This window comes from Flavobacterium saccharophilum (genome assembly GCF_900142735.1).
GTDB classification, from domain to species: domain Bacteria; phylum Bacteroidota; class Bacteroidia; order Flavobacteriales; family Flavobacteriaceae; genus Flavobacterium; species Flavobacterium saccharophilum.
The window spans coordinates 901,449-922,433 of sequence record NZ_FRBY01000002.1 but is presented as its reverse complement, the minus strand read 5'-3'; the positions used below and the strand labels follow the sequence as shown (position 1 = coordinate 922,433).

Annotated in this window: 21 protein-coding genes and 1 pseudogene; 5 read left to right on the top strand and 17 right to left on the bottom strand. The window is 33.0% G+C overall.

Annotated features, from left to right (window positions below):
* Positions 1 to 25: 25 nt before the first annotated feature.
* From BUA98_RS09515 to BUA98_RS09505, 3 genes are read left to right on the top strand one after another with little or no spacing between them, the layout of a single operon-like run.
* Complete coding sequence (locus BUA98_RS09515; RefSeq protein ID WP_072971456.1) at positions 26 to 790, top strand: MBL fold metallo-hydrolase; 765 nt, start codon at positions 26 to 28, stop codon at positions 788 to 790.
* A 13-nt stretch (positions 791 to 803) separates the two neighbouring features.
* Positions 804 to 1,307 (top strand): hypothetical protein, encoded by a 504-nt coding sequence (locus BUA98_RS09510; protein WP_072971453.1) that lies wholly within the window; start codon positions 804 to 806, stop codon positions 1,305 to 1,307.
* A gap of 45 nt (positions 1,308 to 1,352) precedes the next feature.
* Complete coding sequence (locus BUA98_RS09505) at positions 1,353 to 1,802, top strand: hypothetical protein (RefSeq protein WP_072971450.1); 450 nt, start codon at positions 1,353 to 1,355, stop codon at positions 1,800 to 1,802.
* Between the two features lie 84 nt (positions 1,803 to 1,886).
* Here BUA98_RS09505 and BUA98_RS09500 read toward each other — a convergent pair whose 3' ends face one another.
* The 5 genes and pseudogenes from BUA98_RS09500 to BUA98_RS09480 form a co-directional block, all read right to left on the bottom strand.
* Positions 1,887 to 2,456: a cysteine hydrolase family protein gene (locus tag BUA98_RS09500; protein ID WP_072971447.1), complete on the bottom strand. Its 570-nt coding sequence runs from the start codon at positions 2,454 to 2,456 to the stop codon at positions 1,887 to 1,889.
* A 34-nt stretch (positions 2,457 to 2,490) separates the two neighbouring features.
* On the bottom strand, positions 2,491 to 3,135 hold the full coding sequence (locus BUA98_RS09495) for an alpha/beta hydrolase (protein WP_072971444.1): 645 nt from the start codon (positions 3,133 to 3,135) through the stop codon (positions 2,491 to 2,493).
* A 118-nt stretch (positions 3,136 to 3,253) separates the two neighbouring features.
* The gene (locus BUA98_RS09490; RefSeq protein WP_056186039.1) at positions 3,254 to 3,580 is read right to left on the bottom strand and encodes a hypothetical protein; all 327 of its coding nucleotides are present in this window, start codon (positions 3,578 to 3,580) and stop codon (positions 3,254 to 3,256) included.
* Between the two features lie 5 nt (positions 3,581 to 3,585).
* The gene (locus tag BUA98_RS09485; RefSeq protein WP_072971441.1) at positions 3,586 to 4,839 is read right to left on the bottom strand and encodes a dihydroorotase; all 1,254 of its coding nucleotides are present in this window, start codon (positions 4,837 to 4,839) and stop codon (positions 3,586 to 3,588) included.
* A 78-nt stretch (positions 4,840 to 4,917) separates the two neighbouring features.
* Positions 4,918 to 6,846, bottom strand: a pseudogene (locus tag BUA98_RS09480) (BatA domain-containing protein).
* Positions 6,847 to 7,097: 251 nt separating this feature from the next.
* Here BUA98_RS09480 and BUA98_RS09475 point away from each other — a divergent pair.
* Positions 7,098 to 8,207 carry a lactonase family protein gene (locus BUA98_RS09475; protein WP_072971918.1) on the top strand — a complete coding sequence of 370 codons (1,110 nt, stop codon included), beginning with the start codon at positions 7,098 to 7,100 and terminating at the stop codon, positions 8,205 to 8,207.
* Between the two features lie 120 nt (positions 8,208 to 8,327).
* Here the strand turns inward: BUA98_RS09475 and BUA98_RS09470 are convergent, their stop codons facing one another.
* The 8 genes from BUA98_RS09470 to BUA98_RS09435 all read right to left on the bottom strand — a co-directional run bounded on the left by BUA98_RS09470 (position 8,328) and on the right by BUA98_RS09435 (position 17,797).
* Complete coding sequence (locus BUA98_RS09470; RefSeq protein ID WP_072971915.1) at positions 8,328 to 9,680, bottom strand: DEAD/DEAH box helicase; 1,353 nt, start codon at positions 9,678 to 9,680, stop codon at positions 8,328 to 8,330.
* A gap of 110 nt (positions 9,681 to 9,790) precedes the next feature.
* Positions 9,791 to 10,159, bottom strand: a complete 369-nt coding sequence (locus BUA98_RS09465; protein ID WP_072971438.1) for a response regulator transcription factor — start codon at positions 10,157 to 10,159, stop codon at positions 9,791 to 9,793.
* 8 nt (positions 10,160 to 10,167) lie between these two features.
* Complete coding sequence (locus tag BUA98_RS09460; RefSeq protein ID WP_244279186.1) at positions 10,168 to 12,315, bottom strand: DUF4838 domain-containing protein; 2,148 nt, start codon at positions 12,313 to 12,315, stop codon at positions 10,168 to 10,170.
* A gap of 68 nt (positions 12,316 to 12,383) precedes the next feature.
* On the bottom strand, positions 12,384 to 13,649 hold the full coding sequence (locus tag BUA98_RS09455) for a YaiO family outer membrane beta-barrel protein (RefSeq protein WP_086065218.1): 1,266 nt from the start codon (positions 13,647 to 13,649) through the stop codon (positions 12,384 to 12,386).
* 7 nt (positions 13,650 to 13,656) lie between these two features.
* A complete protein-coding gene (locus BUA98_RS09450; protein WP_072971432.1) occupies positions 13,657 to 15,093 on the bottom strand; it encodes a glycosyltransferase family 2 protein in 1,437 nt (478 codons plus the stop codon).
* Entirely contained in the window at positions 15,090 to 16,154 is a 1,065-nt protein-coding gene (locus tag BUA98_RS09445; RefSeq protein ID WP_072971429.1) for a HEAT repeat domain-containing protein, read from the bottom strand. The genes BUA98_RS09450 and BUA98_RS09445 overlap by 4 nt, the downstream gene beginning before the upstream one ends.
* Before the next feature lie 72 nt (positions 16,155 to 16,226).
* On the bottom strand, positions 16,227 to 16,991 hold the full coding sequence (locus BUA98_RS09440) for a TIGR02757 family protein (protein WP_072971425.1): 765 nt from the start codon (positions 16,989 to 16,991) through the stop codon (positions 16,227 to 16,229).
* Between the two features lie 140 nt (positions 16,992 to 17,131).
* Complete coding sequence (locus BUA98_RS09435; protein WP_072971422.1) at positions 17,132 to 17,797, bottom strand: ABC transporter ATP-binding protein; 666 nt, start codon at positions 17,795 to 17,797, stop codon at positions 17,132 to 17,134.
* Positions 17,798 to 18,005: 208 nt separating this feature from the next.
* On the opposite strand from BUA98_RS09435, the gene BUA98_RS09430 reads away from it, so the two are divergent.
* A complete protein-coding gene (locus tag BUA98_RS09430; RefSeq protein ID WP_072971419.1) occupies positions 18,006 to 18,305 on the top strand; it encodes a hypothetical protein in 300 nt (99 codons plus the stop codon).
* Here BUA98_RS09430 and BUA98_RS09425 read toward each other — a convergent pair.
* The 4 genes from BUA98_RS09425 to BUA98_RS09410 form a co-directional block, all read right to left on the bottom strand.
* Positions 18,302 to 18,604 carry a DUF6787 family protein gene (locus BUA98_RS09425; protein ID WP_072971416.1) on the bottom strand — a complete coding sequence of 101 codons (303 nt, stop codon included), beginning with the start codon at positions 18,602 to 18,604 and terminating at the stop codon, positions 18,302 to 18,304. The two genes, BUA98_RS09430 and BUA98_RS09425, sit on opposite strands and share 4 nt — an antisense overlap.
* A gap of 33 nt (positions 18,605 to 18,637) precedes the next feature.
* Positions 18,638 to 19,078 (bottom strand): DUF6146 family protein, encoded by a 441-nt coding sequence (locus BUA98_RS09420; protein ID WP_072971413.1) that lies wholly within the window; start codon positions 19,076 to 19,078, stop codon positions 18,638 to 18,640.
* Positions 19,079 to 19,258: 180 nt separating this feature from the next.
* On the bottom strand, positions 19,259 to 19,822 hold the full coding sequence (locus tag BUA98_RS09415; protein WP_072971409.1) for a hypothetical protein: 564 nt from the start codon (positions 19,820 to 19,822) through the stop codon (positions 19,259 to 19,261).
* Positions 19,823 to 19,929: 107 nt separating this feature from the next.
* Positions 19,930 to 20,880: a D-2-hydroxyacid dehydrogenase gene (locus BUA98_RS09410; RefSeq protein ID WP_072971406.1), complete on the bottom strand. Its 951-nt coding sequence runs from the start codon at positions 20,878 to 20,880 to the stop codon at positions 19,930 to 19,932.
* Between the last annotated feature and the right edge of the window lie 105 nt (positions 20,881 to 20,985).

The window sequence follows — 20,985 nt, the reverse complement described above, 5'->3', positions numbered from 1 at the left end:
ATTTTTGTAAAAAAAATAAGTTCAATTGAAGGTATATTTTTTAGGCACTGGTACTTCTCAAGGTATCCCGATTATTGGGGTCGATCATCCCGTTTGTAAAAGCACTGATGCTAAGGACAAAAGGCTTCGTGTATCCATCTGGATTACATGGGACGAGCACTCATATGTAATCGATTGCGGCCCTGATTTCAGACAGCAAATGCTTTCATGTGGCTGTCGAAAACTCGATGCTATTTTATTTACGCACGAACATGCAGATCATACTGCCGGTTTAGATGATATTCGTCCGTTTAATTTCCGTCAGGGAGAAATCCCGGTTTACGGACACGAACGTGTAATTGATAATCTAAAACGTCGTTTTGAGTATGTTTTCGAGACCGTAAACAAATATCCAGGCGCTCCCAGCGTTAAAACGATCGAAGTTGTAAATAACGAACCGTTTGCTGTTGGAGATAAAATGGCGATTCCTGTAAACGTAATGCATGGTGATTTGCAGGTTTTTGGTTATCGCATTGATGATTTTGCCTATTTAACCGATGTAAAAACAATCGAAGATGCCGAAATTGAAAAATTGAAAAATCTGAAAGTTTTGGTTGTGAATGCTTTGCGTGTAGAACCTCATGATACACATTTCAATTTGCAGGAAGCACTTGATTTTATAAATTTGGTCAAGCCCGAAAAAGCGTATTTAACGCATATTAGCCATGTTCTGGGATTTCATGAAGAGGTACAAAAACAACTTCCTGAAAACGTCTTTCTGGCTTATGATAATTTAGAAATTACAATTTAATATAATACACAAAATGAAAAAATCCTTAATGCTTTACCTTTTTATCCTTGCGATACTAATGAATATTTTTACTTATATGTTTTACAGCAGAGAAGTAAAATTTGGTCAGGAAAGATATGATAAAACAACTAAAAAGCTAAGAGATAGTATCAATTTAGTGTCAGGAAAATTGGCAGAAGCAGACTATTTTTCTTTAGAACACAATGAAAATGCACAGAATTATTTTGACAACAGCGCTTCTGGTGGAAAAGTAATTTTATACGAAAAATTGATTCCGGTTGTAACCGAAAAATTATTGGATTTAAATGCTAATCCAAACGGAAATCCTTATACTGGTCAGGATAAAATTGGTCCTAACAAATTTATCATCAATAAAATAAAAATTCTAAACCACAGATGGATCATTGCAGATTATAGTAATGGAGAATTATGGGGAGAAGTCTTGTTAAAATATTTTGTTGATAACGATGATAATATTACTTTTGAGGTTAATCAAAGTTGGTTGTATCAAAAATAGTGTTTAGAATGCTATTTTTTACCCCCACTTTAAAAAATAGGATTTATGAAAAAGATATTTTTATTTTCGATTATTATTGGCCTTTCATTTTCTTGTGCCAAAAAAGTTTCTGAAGAAAAGAAGCCTTCACAAGAAACTACAAAAGCTGCAAAAGAAGATACTAGCTCTCCGACTGTTGTTGGAGGAGATTCAGATTCTCATAGCTGTAAAGCTTCTGCAGGTTATACCTGGTCCATTCTTAAAAAGGAATGCATCCGAATTTTCGAAAACAGTACTAAATTATCTCACGCTGAAGACGGAAAAACCTATACAACAGTTGCCTACGTAATTTTTGAAGGAGATAAAGCAGAACTTTTCTTAGATACCCAAAAAGAATCTATTATTCTGGAAAGAAAATCAGAAGGCGATTCCTGGATAAAAGACGATCTACAGTTAATTCCATGGAAAGGTTATGTTTTGAAAAAAGGAGAGAAGATTATTTATACAGGAGAATAGCAATTTTAAAAATTAAAAACCATCTTAATATAAAATACAAAAGGCGAGAACTATTTCTCGCCTTTTTATATATAGGAGTTTCTATTAAACTATTTCTTTTATAAAATCAGAAGTGACAACCTGAGCAAATTCTTCATTTAAACTTGCTAAAGCAGTTTGATGAATTGTTTCTGCAGAAAAATCTTCTCCGCTTATGCCTTTTTTATTAAAAGTTGCCGTTGCATCAGCAACTAAATACGTTGAATAACCAAAATTTCCAGCCATTCTCGTAGTTGTAGAAACACAATGATCTGTTGTTAATCCCACAATCACAAGATTTGTAATTTTTGCATCATCAAGTAGTTCTTTTAAATTTGTTCCGATAAAGGCGCTGTTTACGTTCTTTTTGATGATGGTTTCACCTTCAATCGGTTTTACAACATCCTGAAATTCATTTCCCGGATTTGTTTCGTTTAAAATTGAATTTGGATTTGATGAACAATGTTGTATATGGAAAATGGGTAGTTTTTTAGCCCTCCAAATTTCCAGAAGTTCACCAGCTTTTTGTTCTGCATTTATATTATTGCGATCGCCACCCCAATAAGAAACATCATTAAATCCTTTTTGAATATCGATTAAGACTAACGCTGGATTTTCAAGTTTTGTAATGTTCATTTTTTTTAGGATTTAGATTGTTGTAAACTGCAAACTAAGAAGCCAGCCAATTCTTAAAATCAAAGAAATTCTGTGGCGCAACACCATGTCCAACAGGATATTCTTTATAAGTAATTGGAATATTTAAACTTTCTAAAACAGCAGGTGTTTTTCTTGCCCAATCTACCGGAATAACCTGATCTACAGTTCCGTGTGAAGCAAATATTTTTAGATTTTTAAAGTCGTTTTTCTCGAAGCCTTCTTTGATAATTTCATTGTTAAAATAGCCACTCATAGCCACAACTCTCTGTACTTTTTCTGGGTAAGAAAGTGCAACAGAATAACTCAAAATTGAACCTTGGCTGAAACCAATCAATGTAACATCGTTAGCATCAATCGGATAATTTGCAACTAATTCATCAATGAATTTAGCAATTAAATCGCGTGAAGTTTTGGCTTGTTCGTTATCTGAGAATTTATTCTGATCAGCATCAAAGTTGATTGCGTACCAAGCGTAAGCTCCGTACTGTAAATCATAAGGTGCTCTGGCTGAAATGATATAGTAATTATCAGGAAGTTCAGTCGCAAACGAAAATAAATCGGCTTCGTTGCTTCCGTATCCGTGTAATAAAATTAAAACGGGATTTTTGTCTAATATAACTTTTGGTTCTTGTATTTTATATTCTAAAGATAGATTCATTTTTTTAATTGTGAATTGTAAGTAGTGAATTTTGAATTTTCAACTTTGTGGAGGTTTTAAACTTTCACAAAGATTTGGAATTTAGAATTTATCCCGAAACAGGGGATTGGAATTTAATCTATCCTATAGATTTAAACCATTTTTGAAAAAGATTTCCAACTAACGGAATTGGTCTTGTCTGACCTTGAATAGCACTAAAAATTCCATAAGTCCATAAAATAGAAATACAGATCCACATTGGAAAAGTGATCATAAAGCTATCAAAGTTACTTATAATAGCTCCGAAAGAGATAAATGTCAAAGACAATCCTAAAGCCTGACGGATATGAAAAGAGGCAAAACTATTTTTATTTTCAGAGTTCATCGACATCGCAATTAAAACACCAATGATCAAAATGTAACTGGTTATAGCGATTGATTTTCCCTCTTGTATTGAATTATTCATTTTAATTATTTTGTAACGAGTTTATTTTGATTTAAAATCCCGTAAACTGAACCTTTAATTTCAGTTCCTAAAAAGGCAGAATTTTTAGATTTTGAAAGAATATTTTCTTTCGTAAAAGTTGATTTTCCTTCAGGCGTAAAGAAAGTAAAATTAGCTTTAGAACCTTCAGCAATTGAATTGTTTTCGATTCCGAAAACCGCTTTTCCTAAAGTTAGCTTTTCAATTACAGTTTCTAAAGGCAAAACAGTTAACAAAGCTCCAAAAGCACTTTCTAAACCAATTGTCCCGTTTTTAGCCGTATCAAATTCCATTTTCTTGAATTCAATATCAATTGGGTTATGATCTGAAGTAATCATATCAATTGTTCCGTCTAAAACAGCATTTACAAGAGCCGTTCTGTCGGCTTCAGTTCTCAATGGTGGAGTCACTTTAAATCTCGTATCAAATCCTTCTAATTTTTCATCAGTAAGAACTAAATGATGTACAGATACGCTACAGGTAACTTGTAATCCTTTGGCTTTAGCTTCCTTAATTAATTCAACTGATTTTGCTGTAGAAATTGTTGGAATATGAAGTTTTCCTCCGGAATATTCTAATAAAAATAAGTTTCGGGCCACTTGTAATTCTTCAGCTAAATTCGGAATTCCTTTTAAGCCTAGTTTTGTCGAAACAATTCCTTCATTGGCAACTCCATTTCCTTTGATGTTAGCATCTTGCGAATAAGCAATTACTAAACCATCAAAATCCTGAACATATTGTAAAGCAATTTTTAGCAGATTGGCGTTATCAAGACTTTTATTATAATCTCCAAAAGCGATTGCTCCCGATTTCTTCATATCAAACAATTCAGCCATATCTTTTCCTTCGCTTGCTTTGGTTAAAGCTCCAATTGGAAAAAGTTCTGTCGCAAAACCGTTTGCTTTGTTTTTTACAAAATTTACCTGTGATTGATTGTCGATAACAGGGAAGGAGTTGGGTTGTAAAGCCACGCCTGTAAAACCGCTTTTTGCAGCGACATTTAAGCCGTTTGCAATGGTTTCTCTGTCTTCATAGCCTGGTTCTCCAAATGAAACACTGCTGTCAAACCAACCTTGAGAAATATGTAAATTATCAAATTTCACTTCGGTTGTATCCTCAATATCAAGAATTGAAGTTCCTATTTTTTCTATTAAACCATCTGCAATTAAAAGATCAACAGTCTGGTTATGAAACGGACTTTTTGAATCGATAATTTTGGCGCTTCTGATGATTATTTTCATATGTAGATAAATTTATTTTGTACTTAAATCGTAAAATGATTTTTGTAAAAAGTAAGATGCTCTAAAGAAACCTAAGCTTTACTTTACAAATTTGATAATTGCCATTTCTAATGCTAAAAATAACAGTGCAAAGATAACAAACCATTTCCAAATTTGGCTGTCAGTTCGTTCAGTTTGTAAGGTGTTAAATATGGTCGAAATTGTATCGGCAGTTTTAAAATCGGAAACTACATTGGTATTCACCAGACTCAAATCGCTTTCGCTTCGTTTGTAATTGAAACTCAGGTTTTCAATCGATTCTTTTTTGTCAAAAACAGTATAATTTCCAGCTGTTTCAGGAAAGTCGTTGAAAGTTAATTTTACTTTATTGTTTAATATCTGTTGAATAGGGATAAAAGAATCTTCGTTTCCTTTTACTTCCAGAATGGCATCTTTCGTCAATAAAACATCAACAAAATAAGGTTGATTATTGCCGATCGTTAACGCATTTACACCCGTTTTTTGATTATTCTGTCCCATTTTATAAAAAAGAGGTACAATCAGAGGCGATTGCTGAAAGTTTGAATTCTCTGAATTTATAGGTGCTGAAAAAACAGTAATTCCAGAAACCGGATTTTGAATTGCCGTTACAAATACGCTTTGATCTTCATAAGATAAAACTGCAGGATACGGACTTGAAATAGCAAACGAACTATTTGTCTTAGGATATTGAAAATTCGTGATTTTATTCTCAAAAACACCTGAAAACAAAGGATGATCAAAGTTGATTTTTGTAATTAATTTGTTTTTAGGTTCAAGATTTCCAAATTGAACTTTTCCAAAATTTCCAAGAAAAGAATTCAAATTTGAGACAGCAGTTTTTTCAGAAGGAATCACAACCAAATTTCCACCTTTAGAAACAAATGCTTTCAAAGTGGTTTGCAAAGCCTGTGGAACTTCAATTAATTCATTTAGAATAATGGTATTTTGCTCTTCAAGACTATTATAGTCTAAACTACTTATTGAGTAATTATGGTAATTGAATTCCGCCTAAGTATAGATTCGTGACAAGAAATTACTTTTTTCAGGTTCTCCGATGCTGATAACGTTTGTTTTTTTAGCTTTTGAAATGCTGAAATATAGTTTGTTATCGTATGTCAGGCCATTATCTTCAATAGTTACATATCCATGGAAAGCTTCTTTTGGAATGGTAAAATTGATTTCTTTTTTCTTCTTGTCGAAATTAATAATGGTTTTGGCAATCAGTTTATTTTGATTGTACAAGGCCATTGAAATGGGTTTAAAATCATCGCCATAAGCTGATAAATTAATTCCGATTTCATAGAAATTTTCTAAAGTCTGATTGATGAAAACGCTATCAATGGCAACATTGTTTTTTTGTTCTGCTTCCGGAACTATAAAATAAGGCTTCTCTTCAGAATCAATGTTTTTTACATCTTTTTCGGCTAAACCTACAGCATCCGTAATAATAACAATATCTTTCTTATGTGCCGATTTATGCGCTTTTATTTTTGCCATTATCGAAGAAAGTTCGAAAGGTGTGGCACTGTATTTTAAATTCTGTAAAGCACTTTTTGAAGATTTTATATCGGTATTCCAGAAGTTTTCAGTGTTGGTTAATAATGAAAATTGCGCGTTTTCAGGTGTGTTTTCCAGTAATTCCTGAACTGCGCGTTTCAATAATTCCCCTTTTTTGCCTTTAGCCTGCATACTGAAAGAATTATCCAAAACGATATACATTTCGTTTGATGCATTTTTACTGTCTTTGGCTTCGAAAAAAGGCTGGGCAAAAGCTACGATCACACAAGTCAATAATAGTAATCGTGTTGCTAATAATAATCGTTTTTTGATTTTAGAACTTTTACGCGTCTGAACAGCCAGTTCTTTTAAGAATTTGACGTTTGTAAAATAAGAAGTTTTAAAACGTCGTAATTGAAACAAATGCACCAAAATTGGAACAATCAATAAAAACAGAAAGTATAGAATTTCGGGGTGTTTAAAATGCATTCTGGCTTCGATTTACTTCACTACGTTTTGTAGATGCTGGTCAAAAATACAAATTTTTAGTTAAACCATATAGGGAATATAAGAGATTATAAGCAAGGAAAAATTAAAATGAACTTATATTCAGAATATGGTTTAATAGATTAAAATTGAATTGGAAAAATGTAACTTTTGATAATTCATTTGTAACAAAAAATGTAATTTCTAACAATATTATTGAGTATTTTAGCATATTCAAAAAACCACAAAAAACTATGAAAGGATTATATATGCTGCTTTTTTCAGCGTTAGCTTTTACCACTCAGGCCCAGAATAAATTTAATTTATTGATAGGGACGTATACTAATACATGCCCAAGCAAGGGAATTTATGTTTATGAATTCGATGCAGCTTCAGGTGAATTTAAATTTAAAAATTCTTCAGAAGGTGTTATTAGTCCGAGTTATTTATCAGTTTCAGCTGACAACAAATTTGTATATGCTGTAAATGAGAATGGAGATCAAAGTGCGGTTAGCGCTTTTGGATATAACGCAAAATCAGGAAAAGTTACTTTTTTAAATACGAATAAAGCTTTAGGAGCTGATCCTTGTCATTTAATAAATGATGATAAAAATGTAATTGTTGCCAATTATTCTGGAGGTAATATTGTAGTTTTTAAGAAACAGACAAATGGAAGTATTACTACAGTGCAGCAGGTTATTCAACATGAAGGAAAAGGACCTAATGCAGCGCGTCAGGAAAAAGCACACGTACATATGGTGATGTTTTCTCCAGATAAAAAATTCGTTTTGTCTAATGATTTAGGTTTGGATAAAGTGTTTATTTATAAATACAATCCGAATTCTAAAACCGAAATGCTTACTTTGAAAGGGAGTGTTGATGTAAAGCCAGGAAGTGGACCTAGACATTTAACATTTAGCAAGGATGGTAAATTTGTTTATTTAATTCAGGAATTAGATGCCACTCTGACAACTTTTAGCTATGATAAAAGCGGAAGCTTGAAAAAGATTGCTGAAACAAGTATACTGGCAAAAGATTTTAAAGGTGGAACCGGTGCAGCAGCAATTAAAATTTCACCTGACGGAAAGTTTTTATATGTAACAGACAGAGTAGATGCGAACAATATTTCTGTTTATAAGATTCTTAAAGACGGAAAAATTGAATTGATTGAACAGCAAAGTACTTTAGGAAAAGGTCCAAGAGATTTTGCAATTGACCCAACAGGAAATTATCTTTTAGTAGGACATCAATACACTAATAATATTGTTATTTTTAAAAGGGATAAAACTACGGGAAAACTTACTGACACAGGAAAAAGAATTGAATTGTGTTCACCGGTTGGATTGGTGTTTACGAAAATATAATTAGAATAGGTTCAAAGCTACAAAGGCTCAAAGGTACATAGGTTTTTTAATTCTGTACTTTTGAGCCTTTTTTTTATACTTTGTCGCTTTGTTCCTTTGAACCTTTGCTCCTATAAAAATCTATTTATCCTTATCTTTTCTCTTCTTGTCTCTCGTTTTCAACATATTTCGATTGACAGATCCGTGTGTTTTCTTTTTTGTTTTAGAAGGTCCTCCAAGGTTAACTTTCTTATTCTTTTTAGCTTTATCATGAAAAGCACCGTCACCATCCAGTTTTACTTTTTTCATTAAAAACTTAATGGGCTGTTTGTCTTTTTCAGGTTCAATTAATTTTGCCGAAATTTCAACTTCTTCAGGGAACTCAGCTATTTCTAATTCCTGATTCATTAAAACTTCCACTTCCACTTTAAATTCTTCTTCACGTGGTGTGATAAAACTAATGGCAGTTCCTGTAGCATCGGCACGACCTGTACGCCCAATTCTGTGCATATATAATTCAGGAAACTCAGGAAGCTCGAAGTTTATTACGTGAGAGATATTCGAAATATCCAAACCTCTCGCCATAATATCAGTAGTAATCAATCCGCGAAGATTTCCTTCCTGGAATTCAGCCATAGTGCTCAAACGGTAATTTTGAGATTTGTTAGAGTGAATTACACCAAACTGACCTTCAAAATCTTCTTCAATACGAGTATGAAGCATATCTGAGATCTTTTTATTATTCACAAAAACCAAAACACGTTCCATGCTTTCATTTGTTTCTAATAAGTGCTTCAGTAAGTTTACTTTAGTATTGAAGTTCGGAACATTATAAGTGATCTGAGTAATATTTTCAAGCGGAGTTCCTGAAGCGGCAAGAGTAACTTCTTCCGGAAAATCAAAAAAGTCATTCAACACAGCATCAACTTCATCAGTCATGGTTGCAGAGAAAAGAATATTTTGACGTTTGGTTTTCATCATCGCCAAAAGCGCCGTTAATTGCGTACGGAAACCTAAATTCAGCATTTCATCAAACTCATCAATAACTAATTTTTGAGTTTCATCAAAACGAACTACAGCATCCAAAGCCAAATCCATCATTCTACCAGGTGTTCCAACTAAAATGTCTACTCCTTCGTATACCGCTTTTTTCTGCGTATTTATGTTTACTCCACCAAAAATACCAAGCGTACTAACCGACATGTATTTGGTTAATTTCTCGATTTCATCTACCACCTGAACAACTAGTTCACGTGTCGGAACCAGAATTACAATTTTAGGCGTATTCGTTGGTGTAAATTTGTATAATTTTAAAAGAGGTAATAAATAAGCAAATGTTTTACCTGTACCGGTTTGTGCAATTCCCATCATATCTCGTCCAGACATAATCACAGAGAAAGATTTTTCCTGAATAGGAGTAGGCCTAACAAATCCTAATTCGTCGATTGCTTTTTGTACTGATTTTGGAAGATTGAATTTTTCGAAAGTGCTCATTTGCATTAAATTTTGTGCAAAGATAGCTATAAATAGCTGAAAAATTGATGTTTCTTAGAAATTACGATAGTTTGGGGCATTCGTATTTCTCAAAATTAGACTTTAAATTGCTATAAAAATCGTTTTATTCGTAATAAAAGCTCATTTGGATTAAATGGTTTTGCAATAAAATCATCAACACCCAATTCAAAAGCTTCTTCGACGGTGTTTTCTTCTTCTCCAAGTGAAGAAAGTGCAATAACCTTAATATTTTTGAAATTTTGTTTGATCTCACTAATAATTTGTAATCCCGATTTAAGCGGAATGATTATAGTAGTAATGACCAAATCGGGCATAATAATCGGAATTCGTTCTAAGGCATTTACTCCATCTTTCGCAATGCTTATTTTATAACCTTCTTTTTTTAAAATAAATTTTAGAATTTCGATAGTCATTTCATCATTATCGATAATAAGAATTTTTTTTTCGCTGCTATTCATGTTGGCTTTTATTTTTTATATAATTCTATTTCATCCATCATTAGCATAGGTTTTTTGTTTTTTCGTTTCCTCCAGCTAGGTAGTTCCGTTTGGGGTTTTATAATTATTTTTATTTTTATAAAGCTACTAAATTTTTGACTTAAAATTTCCCATGATTTTGTTGTAATTTGGTCATTTTCAGTTAAATTATCACAAGTTTTTTCTTCTAAAAGTATCCATTTTTGATTTTCATAACCATAAATCAATATTTTTTTCGGTGTAAAAATCCAATGCCTCTGATCTTCCAGAAAATTTAATTTCAACGTATTAAAATCTAGTTGTTTTGTTTCGATTTCAAGTGAAGGTTCCGTTCCATACCACCCAATCCAGTTGATATTGAAGTCTTTATAGCCTTTGTTTCCATCAACTAAACCGACAGCTCTTTTTCCCTTAAAATCATCTGACGGTGGTGTTATGAAGCTTACTTTTAAATCCTCACCCAAATGAGTTGTGGCGTTTTTGCAAATTTCCAGCCATTCCTTGTAATAGTTATCTGGTGAAAGTCCGCCTTCACTTAATTCATAAATTCCAAATTCATTGCAGGACTTTGTAAATTTCAGAACTCTTTCTGTTAAACCTTTTTTTACTTCTTTTTCGCTTTTATCATTTACGATAAACATTCCATGTTGGTTTTTTCCGTAAAATTTGGATTGTTCAAAATAGACAAATTCCAGCGCTAAACGTAATTTTTTAATTCTGAGATTTAGTGTTTTATCGTCTTCAACTGCGTTAGACGCTTTTTCCAATAATTGATCGTATTGATCCATCGCTTCCGGAGTTAAAAAAGTGTTTCTGGCTTGTACAGGACCTGAATAAATATCTAAAAATGCATTGTTTTTATTTTGATTTTCAGTTAAAAGATTCAAATAATTTCCAACAAATGGTGCTGCTTTTCCATAGAAACCTCTCAAAAAATCGGCAGTTACGGCTTTAATATCAATATCAGTATCCCACAGTAATTTGGCCAGAAGATATTGCCTTAGCTCTGAAAAATCCCCTGGAATATCAGCATATCCCTGAACAAATATACCCTTTACTTTATTTTTTTTAAAGAGTCTATAGTTGCTCTGAAAAGGTTCAAAATTGGGAAAAGGTGACATATAATTAGAAAACTGAACCGTATAATCCCAAAGGAATAAATGCGGAGACGTTATACTCCAGTTTTCCAGCGTTTTTACAAAAGAAGCCGAATTTTGAGCTGTAATTGCTTTTCCGCGATTTAATTCAATCGGACAAAAAATAGTATAAATATTAGGCTCGATTTTTAAATTTACTGGTGGCTTTAGAGTGTGTAAATAGGCGAGTGTCGTGATTTTTGTTTTTGGAAAATGTTTGGCAATTTTATTTAAAAAATAATAAAAAGAGCCTTGAGGACCACCATATTTGTCATTCAATTTTTTGCATTCTGCACATTCACAATACACCACATCATCATTTTGACTTACTGAATAAAACTGGGCATTGGGTGTATCGGCAATAATTTTAGTCATTTTTTTCTCAACCAAATCCACTACAGTATCATTGGTCATACACAAAGATTCTCCATTTCTTTTTCCTTCATATAGGGCAAAAAGTTTGGGATTACTTTTGAAATATTCTTTTGGCGGAACCAGAATACTAAACGAGTGTCCCCAAATACCAAAATCATCTACCTGCCAATCAAGTTTATGCCAATCTCTAAAATCTTCGTCATAGCAGTCAGGATAAAAAAGAGCCCTGTAGTCGAATGCTGGCTGATAGGTTTTTTTGCTGTTTTTTGAAAATGTCAGCTGTTCAACTTTTGGAATATAGGTTTCTGTCCCAGTAAATTTTCTAAACTCCCAAATTTCAAGTAAAGTATAAACGGCATAACGAAGATATTTTGGATTCTGTGCTATTAAATAAATTGATTTTGAATCACTTTTGATGATAAACTCATTTGCCTTTAGTTTTTCCTGGTCTGTGATTTCTAAGATTATGGCAGACGAATCGTCGTTACTATTTTCTGAGATTTCACCAAAAGGTTTTGCAAACGCCTTATCAAGGTATTTTTTTAAAAGCATAGCAGGACTCCGGGCATCTTCAGACTTTGAAATAATACTGTTTTTGTTCGATAAAGTGATTTCAGATTGTGCCATGGTGGTGTAGCTGAGTAAGAAAAAAAAGAGTTGAACTAAATAGATGAAGTACCTTTTTTTCATAATATTTAAAATTTGTATTGCAATAAAAAGGCAAAATCGAGTTCGGTTTGAAATTTATTTGCCGTGTATTCCTGTTCGTTATCTGTAATTAGAATTCCAATAATATAGTGGCTTTTAATCAATTTAAAAAAACCGGCACTTAAACGATAAGAACGTAAAGACATTCTTGCTTCATATTCTGCAGATCTTGTCCTGTCGTCTGGTGAAGTTCCGTAACCGGCAATAAGCGTAACATAATCATATTTTGTTTTATAATAATATCTGGAAGTTGCCGTAAATGAAGTTCCGTCTTTTTGAATGTAAGATCTTAGGTTAACCCAGTAGGAACCAAAATATTTTCCAACACCAATATTTAGTGTTTTTAAATCACTGTTATCCTGCATTATGATATAACGGGCTCCCAAATCGGCTTCCCAACCTTTTTTAAAGGTATGAAAATAAGAATAACCAAACCGCCATTCCGGAAAAGCATCATCCTGACTGTAGGCAAGATCAATATAGTGATAGTTATTTTTTTTAGCGAAAAGGTAGGATTCTGCTTCAAACTGTAAACCGCTTGACATAACAGCACTTGAAGATAATCTTCTGGCATAATTGACTCGGCCAATCAAACTTCCCCAGGAACGCTGCCTTACATAGTCGGTACTTACAAAATGCCAAGGCCCAACTCCATCACGATCAATAGTGGTGATATTATAGTAGGCGCCAACTCTGTCAAAATTTATTTTAGAATATAATTCATACAATAGCTGTTGAATTTCAGGATCATCAGGGAATTTTGCCCGAATCGATTTTAGGTATTTTTCTTCGTTTGCGGTATCATTTTGCAGGGAGTAAATTCCAATTCTTTTAAGTCTGAAAGTTTTATTAACAGGGTATAATTCGATGGCTTTGTTTACTAAAATTAAACCTTCATCATATTTTTTCTCTTCAATATCTAAATTAATCAAGTAATGAAAAGCATCTTCATAAACTGGATTTTTATCAATAACATAATTATAATAATATCGGGCGCTGTCTTTTACTTTGGTCAAATCGTAATTTCGACCAAGTATCAAATGAAAATCAAGATAATCGGGAGCCAGTTTCTTTCCTAATAAGGCTCTTTGAATATTTAGTTGATAATCAGGATTATTTGTTTTCATATCTGTAACAATGACAGTCAAAAGACTATCAGTATCTATTTTTTTTTGTGCTTTTGTATTTTGATTAGAAAATAACAACAAGCAAAAAAACAGTCTGGCTAAATAGGTTATTTTAATGTTTTTCATCTTCAAATTATTTTTTAACGGGTTTTTCGTAACCTTTTCGAACCATAACGCCCCATTTTTGCTCTTTTTGAGAAAAGAAATGCCAATAACCTTTTAATGAAGCATATACGTTTATGGGATGATATACAAGAGGTTCAATAATTGCCATTCCAATCAACATTAGTAATTCTTTGTAATTCGCGTAACTTTTATATAATACTTCATCAATTAAAATAGATATTATCGTTATCGAAAGATAAAAGAGGTAAATTATTGTCGTAATTATTAAAAGGTATTGAAAATCAGTAGTACGAAATATAAAACTGAAGATTAAAGTTACGATGCCCACCAGTTCGACTATAGGAACTAAAAATTCAAAGGTGAAAAAAAAGGGCAAAACCAGAAAAGCGGTTCGTCCGTATTTTGGATTTAAAAACATTTTACGGTGTAAATATAGTGTTTGTATCAATCCTCTTGCCCAGCGGATTCGTTGTCTTAAAAATACCTCTCTTGTACTGGGAACTTCTGTCCAGCAAAGTGATTCCGGAATATATTTGATTAAAAATTTTTCTTTATTGTCATGCATGTACTTTCTCATTCGGGTTATCAACTCCATATCTTCACCTAAAGACTGATGCCAATAACCTCCGGCTTTTATGACAATATCTTTATCAAACATCCCTAATCCTCCAGAAACAAGCAGAAGCCCGTTTATTTGACTCCATGCCATTCGACCAAATATAAAAGAACGAACATATTCTAATTCCTGAAAACACGGGTACCATTCTCTTGGGTAGTGCACTTTAAATAAAAAACCTTCTTTTATTTCACAGGAATTCGAGATCCGAATTCCTGCACCACTTGCGATAACGCGCGTTTCATTTTCCATGAACGGTTTTGCCAATTTTAAGATTGTATCACTTTTTAGAATACAATCGACGTCAGTACATAAAAATAGCGGATATTGAGACGTATTAATTCCGGCATTAGAGGCATCTGCCTTGCTTTTTCCGTTTACTTTGTCGACAACCAGCAGTTTTGAATATACAGGGTTTTTAGATTTATAGTGCCCTCTTACGGGTTGGGTCACAATTTTTTCCTGATAATAAAAATCAATTTTAACCAAATCAAATTCGGTAATTAATTTCTCAAGTGTGTCATCAGTGCTTCCATCATTTACAATGATAATTTCAAATTTTGGATATGTTAAGGAAAGAAGTGACTTTACATTATACACAATATTCACTCCCTCATTAAAGGCTGGCGCTACAACCGAAACGCCCCAGATATGGTTAGAGCGGAGGAGAACTTCTTCTTCCAGATATTTTAATTCTTTTAAATGTTTAATAATGGCCCAATACGATAATATTGCCAGAAAAATATAAAATAGAATATAGCCAAGAGAAAAAGTCGCTACAAAAATATCATAAATGCGAACCAGATAAGATAAAAAATCATATATCATAACGCTAACTTTCTAGTGTGATTAATCATTTTTTGTGTGTCAGCATCCTCGTTTCCTAATAAATCTAAATCTACAGGATCTAAATTATTTAGGGAGCAAACCATTTTCAATTTGATATCTTTTATTTGTTGCTTAGGAATTTCACTTTTTAAAAAAGCTATTGTTTTTTCAGAACCTATAACGCCGAGCGCTTCGAGCATTTCCAGCTGAATTTCAAGTGGTTCATTATGCAATAAGAACAATAAATCATCCTCAGCTTCTTCTAAAAACAGGTCCTGAATAGCCGTAATTACATCTACTTTTAATGCTTTGTTTTCATGATAGAGCAATTTTATTATTTCGGCTGATTTATTTCGGTAATTATAAAATACCATGGCCATTACGGCTAATTTTAAAACCATCGGATCTTGAGACTGAATCCAAAGATCGAGATGTATTGGCTGTGGAATTTTTTCCTTGTGCAAAACATCCATTACTTTTATAGTGGCTATGATAGATCGTTTAATAGGAACTTTGCCAACAGCTTTCCAATCGCCTTTTGAAAGGGCTAAATAAGCAACATTAACATTAGACCGAATTACTTTATTGGGATGAAACAGGTATTTTTGTAAAAGTGAAACCCCAGGTTTATAACCTAAGGCCTGAAAATGACGAATTCCTTCGTATTTTTTATATTTTCTAAAGTCCCGAATTAAACTGGCAGAATAGTGGTTTAAATCTAATGCTTTATAAATTATAAGAATGTTTTTGGCTGTTTTACCTTTCAGATTATTTTTTATTTTGATAAGATCCTCGACAAGTATCTCTTTGCACCATGTTTTATGAATTGGAATCTGAGATTTAAATTCGGCTATTTTTTGTTTAATTGTATTTTTATCATGGTTTGATAATGTGATTTCAGTTAAAAATCGCTGTGATTCAAGTGTAACGTGATATCGGTAAGGTAAATTATATTGATAATAGATTCTATTCAATAATAGAATAATAACCAGAGCTAAAGCTAAAATTAAAAAAAACGGAATTACATAGTAATGTTTAATGTTGTGGATAACATATTCCATATAAGCAGCTTTTATATCGTAATATTACGAAAAAAAAGCGAGAAATCCGAATATTAAGAGTTGATTTTCAGACTAAAAGCCTTCAAAAACACCTAGTCCAAAAAGGGCAAAATCATATTTTACCGGATCTTTTGAATCCATTTCACGAAGCTTAAAATCTAATTCAGCTAAAGCTTTTCCATCATTCTGTTTTCGCGAGAGGATGCCTAATTTGCGGGCTACGTTTCCCGAATGAACATCGAGTGGGCAAGATAACGAGGCTGGAGAAATGGTCTTCCAAATACCTAAATCAACACCTTTTGTATCCTGACGGACCATCCAGCGTAAATACATGTTGATTCTTTTTGCTGCCGAATTGTTTAATGGATCTGAAATGTGTTTTTGTGTTCGCGGTAAATGATCAATTTCGAAGAAGATTTTTTTGAACTCATGAATGCTTTTCTGTAAACTATTTTCATCCTGATTTTTAGCAAATACCGCTTCTAAACCATTGTGATTTTTATAAATATGCTGTAATCCCTTTATAAATCCACCGAAATCTTTTCCGTTGAAAGTACGATGTACGAAGTTTTCCAATCGCTCTAAGTCTTCATTAGAATGCGACATAACAAAATCGTAAGGTGTATTGCCCATTAATTCCATCATTTGATGTGAATTCTTGATGATCATTTTACGATTTCCCCAGGCAATGGTAGCGCTTAAAAAACCGGCAATTTCAACATCTTCTTTTTGAGTAAATAAATGCGGAATTTGCACAGGATCGCTCTCAATAAAATCCTGATTGTTATATTGAATGACTTTTTCGTCGAGGAATTCTTTGAGTTCTTTTTGGTTCATTTTAAATGAAAGTTCTTGTTATTTGAATGCCCTAGCCATTACTGGTCCCAAAGTCTCGGGAGAAAATCCTTTTGTGATCGGTACAAAAGATTTGGAAGGACAGCAGGACACGAGCGATAGTGACTGACGAAGTAAAACTCCTAATTACTAATCTGTCCGTCTACCATTATTAATTTTCGATCAGCCATATTAGCCAGTTCTTCGTTATGAGTTACAATGACAAAGGTTTGTCCAAATTCATCACGAAGCTGGAAAAATAACTGATGTAAGTTTTCGGCAGAATGGGTGTCTAAATTACCAGAAGGCTCATCGGCAAAAATAACATCTGGTTTGTTGATTAAAGCTCGCGCTACAGCGACACGTTGTTGTTCTCCACCCGAAAGTTCGTTTGGTTTATGATTGATACGGTGTGATAATCCTAAAAAAGTAAGGAGTTTTTCGGCTTCTGCCACTGTTTCAGATGGTTTTTTACCCGCAATATAAGCTGGAATACAAACATTTTCTAAGGCTGTAAATTCGGGTAAAAGTTGATGAAATTGAAAAATAAAACCTAAATTTAAATTTCTGAATTTTGATAATGTTTTGTCATTCAGCCCCAAAATATTTTCTCCATTAATGGTTAATGAAGTTTCACTTTCTGATTTTGACGGTTTATCTAAAGTTCCTAAAATCTGTAATAAGGTTGTTTTTCCGGCCCCTGAAGCGCCAACGATAGAAACAATTTCTCCTTTTTTAATATGCAGATCAACTCCTTTTAAAACCTCAAGCTGATCGTAGAATTTATGTATATTTTTTGCGTGTATCATTTTTGAAACTGTTTCTACAAAGAAACAAAGATTCTGATTAGAATCAAATTCCAATCCTGAAGTTTAGGGATAAATTCCAAATTCTAATTTGAAAAATATAATTGGCTTGAAAATTGAACGAGTGGTAATTAAAGAAAAAAATAAGTATTAGAAATAAATGAGTTAGTTAATTTCTTTTTAAATTCGAATAATCTCTAAAGGAAAAAAAATGCAAGATTTACAAGTAATAAAGGAAGAAGATAAAATGCGAAAACTCCTTTTGGGTTTGCTTTTGGATGGAATTGGTATGATTTCTTTCAGCATTCCATTAATTGGTGAATTTTCAGATGTGATTTGGGCACCAATCGCCGCTTTTATCATGACTAGAATGTATAAAGGAAGAGTAGGGAAAATGGCTAGTATTCTGACTTTTGTCGAAGAGATAATTCCATTTACAGATATAATTCCATCATTTACACTTACGTGGATTTATACCTATTATTTTCAAAAAAGGAATGATGAAATTTAGTCTTTGAAAAGAAATCCGAGTCCCATATTTTTAAGCATTTTCTTTTCGAAGTTCCAAAAGAAGCGAAATTGGCCGAAGACAGTTCCTATAGCTACCAGCAAAACCTGATAAATCGGGAATATAATCAACAAACGAATTAAAGTAAACCAACCACCAAAATCTTCTTTGGTGATGCCCAGCAATACACAAAAAGGTTTAGACAGCCACGCAGATGCCGATCCTGTGATGGCAAAAACGATAAGTATTATTATGGCTTGTACATTTGAGGTAATACCCCAACGTTTCTTTAATTTGTCCATGCTTTATTTAAAACGATTACAAATATAGCAACATTATCTGGATGGAACATACCCCCAAAGCTTTTGTTTGTAAGTATTTTGAAAATAAATCATATAGTTGTAAATCAAGTAATTTACTTCGTAACCATAATGAATGTCAGGTCTATAATCGATTGACATTTCGTATAAATTTGGATCATAACGTAGTGGTTGCAGCACACGATTATTCCATTCGGTGACGTACAAATAATTTTTTTGCTCCAGATAAGACAAAGCATGATAATTTCTTGGATATGCCCGCGAAGCCAGCCAGGTATTAAAACCGACATCTATAATAATAACTTCGTATTCTAAAGAATCATTTGCAATTCGAACAGTATCATTCACTCCCGAATTTGATTTAGGAGAAGTTGAAACAACCGCATTATTTTTTGAAGCCGTAGAACAGGCAACTATGGTAAAAATGATAATCAATATGTAAATTATCTTTTTCATGATCTACTTTTTGAACCTTAAATTTACGAATAAATTTTGGAAAAGGTACTAAGGTTCTAAGATACTAAGTTGCTGATATTTTTTAAAGACATAAAAAAAAGCTGTTAGAAACAGCTTTTTATATTTATAAAGTTGAGAAAACTCAGAACTGTAGTATTCAGTATCTTAGCCCCTTCTTTCTTATTTACTTCCAAATATTTTCCCAATAAATCCAGCTATACCACCTTTAGTTTTAGCAACAACCATAACATCAGCTACATCCAGTTTTCCATCAGCATTTTGATCTAAACCAAATTGAGTTCCGTATTTTGAAATGGTGTCCATAATGCTGGATGCCTGTCCGCTATTTCCAGAAATTGAACTAATGATATCAGAAATATTAAAACTGCTGTCATTTGGGTCTTTTGCTTTATTTACCAGGGAGCTTAGAATTTGTGGAATCATGCTTGCTGCAACTCCTGAAGACGCCTCGCTGCTTAATCCAAATTTTTCACCAAGATTTCCACTCACTTGCTGCGTTAATTGCTGTACAACCGGGTTAGAGCTGTCGATTGATGCTGTTCCGTTAAATAAACCTGCCAATTGTTCTGCACCGCCTTCTGAAGCAATTTTTTGCAAGCCTGCGAATATTGAATTACTAGTCTCACCAATTACGGCTTCATTATGCTCATTTGGGACAGCAGTGTTGTTTACAACAGCATCACCTCCGTATTGTTGTACTAATTGTGTTAATTGTTCAAACATGATTTAAAGAATTTAGATTAGATTTAAACTCAAATTTAATCAAAAAAAGAAAGGGATTTATTAAACGATGTTAATAAATCCCTTCTAAATAATTTAGTTATAATTAATTAGCTCAACAAAGAAATAATTTGTGATGCTAGTTCAGTACCAATTCTGTCTTGTGCTTCTCCAGTTGCAGCTCCAATATGAGGAGTCAAAGAGATTTTAGTATGCATTAAAATGGCCATTTCTGGTTTTGGTTCGCTTTCAAAAACGTCTAAACCTGCAAAAGCAACTTTTCCTGAATCTAAAGCTTTTACTAAAGAAACTTCATCAATAACACCACCACGAGCACAGTTTACGATTCCAACACCATCTTTCATAATTGCTAATTCTTTCTCACCAATGATATAACCATCCTGAGCAGGAACGTGTAATGTAATGAAATCAGCTTCTTTGAATAAAGATTCTAAAGATTGAGAAACGATTGTTGTAGTAATAGATTGTCCATCAAAGAACTCCACTTTTACATCAACTTGAGGAATAAAACTATCTGCAGCGATAACTTTCATACCTAAACCAAGCGCCATTTTTGCTGTAGCTTGTCCGATACGTCCGATACCAACAATTCCAAGAGTTTTTCCTCTTAATTCAGTTCCGTTTGCGTAAGCTTTTTTCAAACCATCAAAGTTTGAATCTCCTTCAAGAGGCATATTTCTGTTAGAATCATGTAAAAAACGAACACCAGAAAACAAGTGTCCAAACACTAATTCAGCAACAGATTCTGATGATGAAGCAGGTGTATTAATTACGTGGATTCCTTTACTTTTAGCATAATCAACATCGATATTATCCATACCAACACCACCACGTCCAATAATTTTAAGACCAGGACAAGCGTCAATAATGTCTTTACGCACTTTAGTCGCACTACGCACTAAAACTACGTCTACATTGTTTTCATTCACAAAATTAGCTACTTGTTCCTGAGCTACTTTTGTAGTTATAACTTCAAATCCACCTTTTTCTAAAGCCAGAATTCCACTTTTAGAAATTCCATCATTCGCTAATACTTTCATTTTAGTTTATGTGTTTATTTGGTTAATCGTTTAATCGTTAAGATTAGAAGATTAAGATATATATAATTTTTTCTTTTTTGATTTAGGAGCTAATCCCGCTATCCG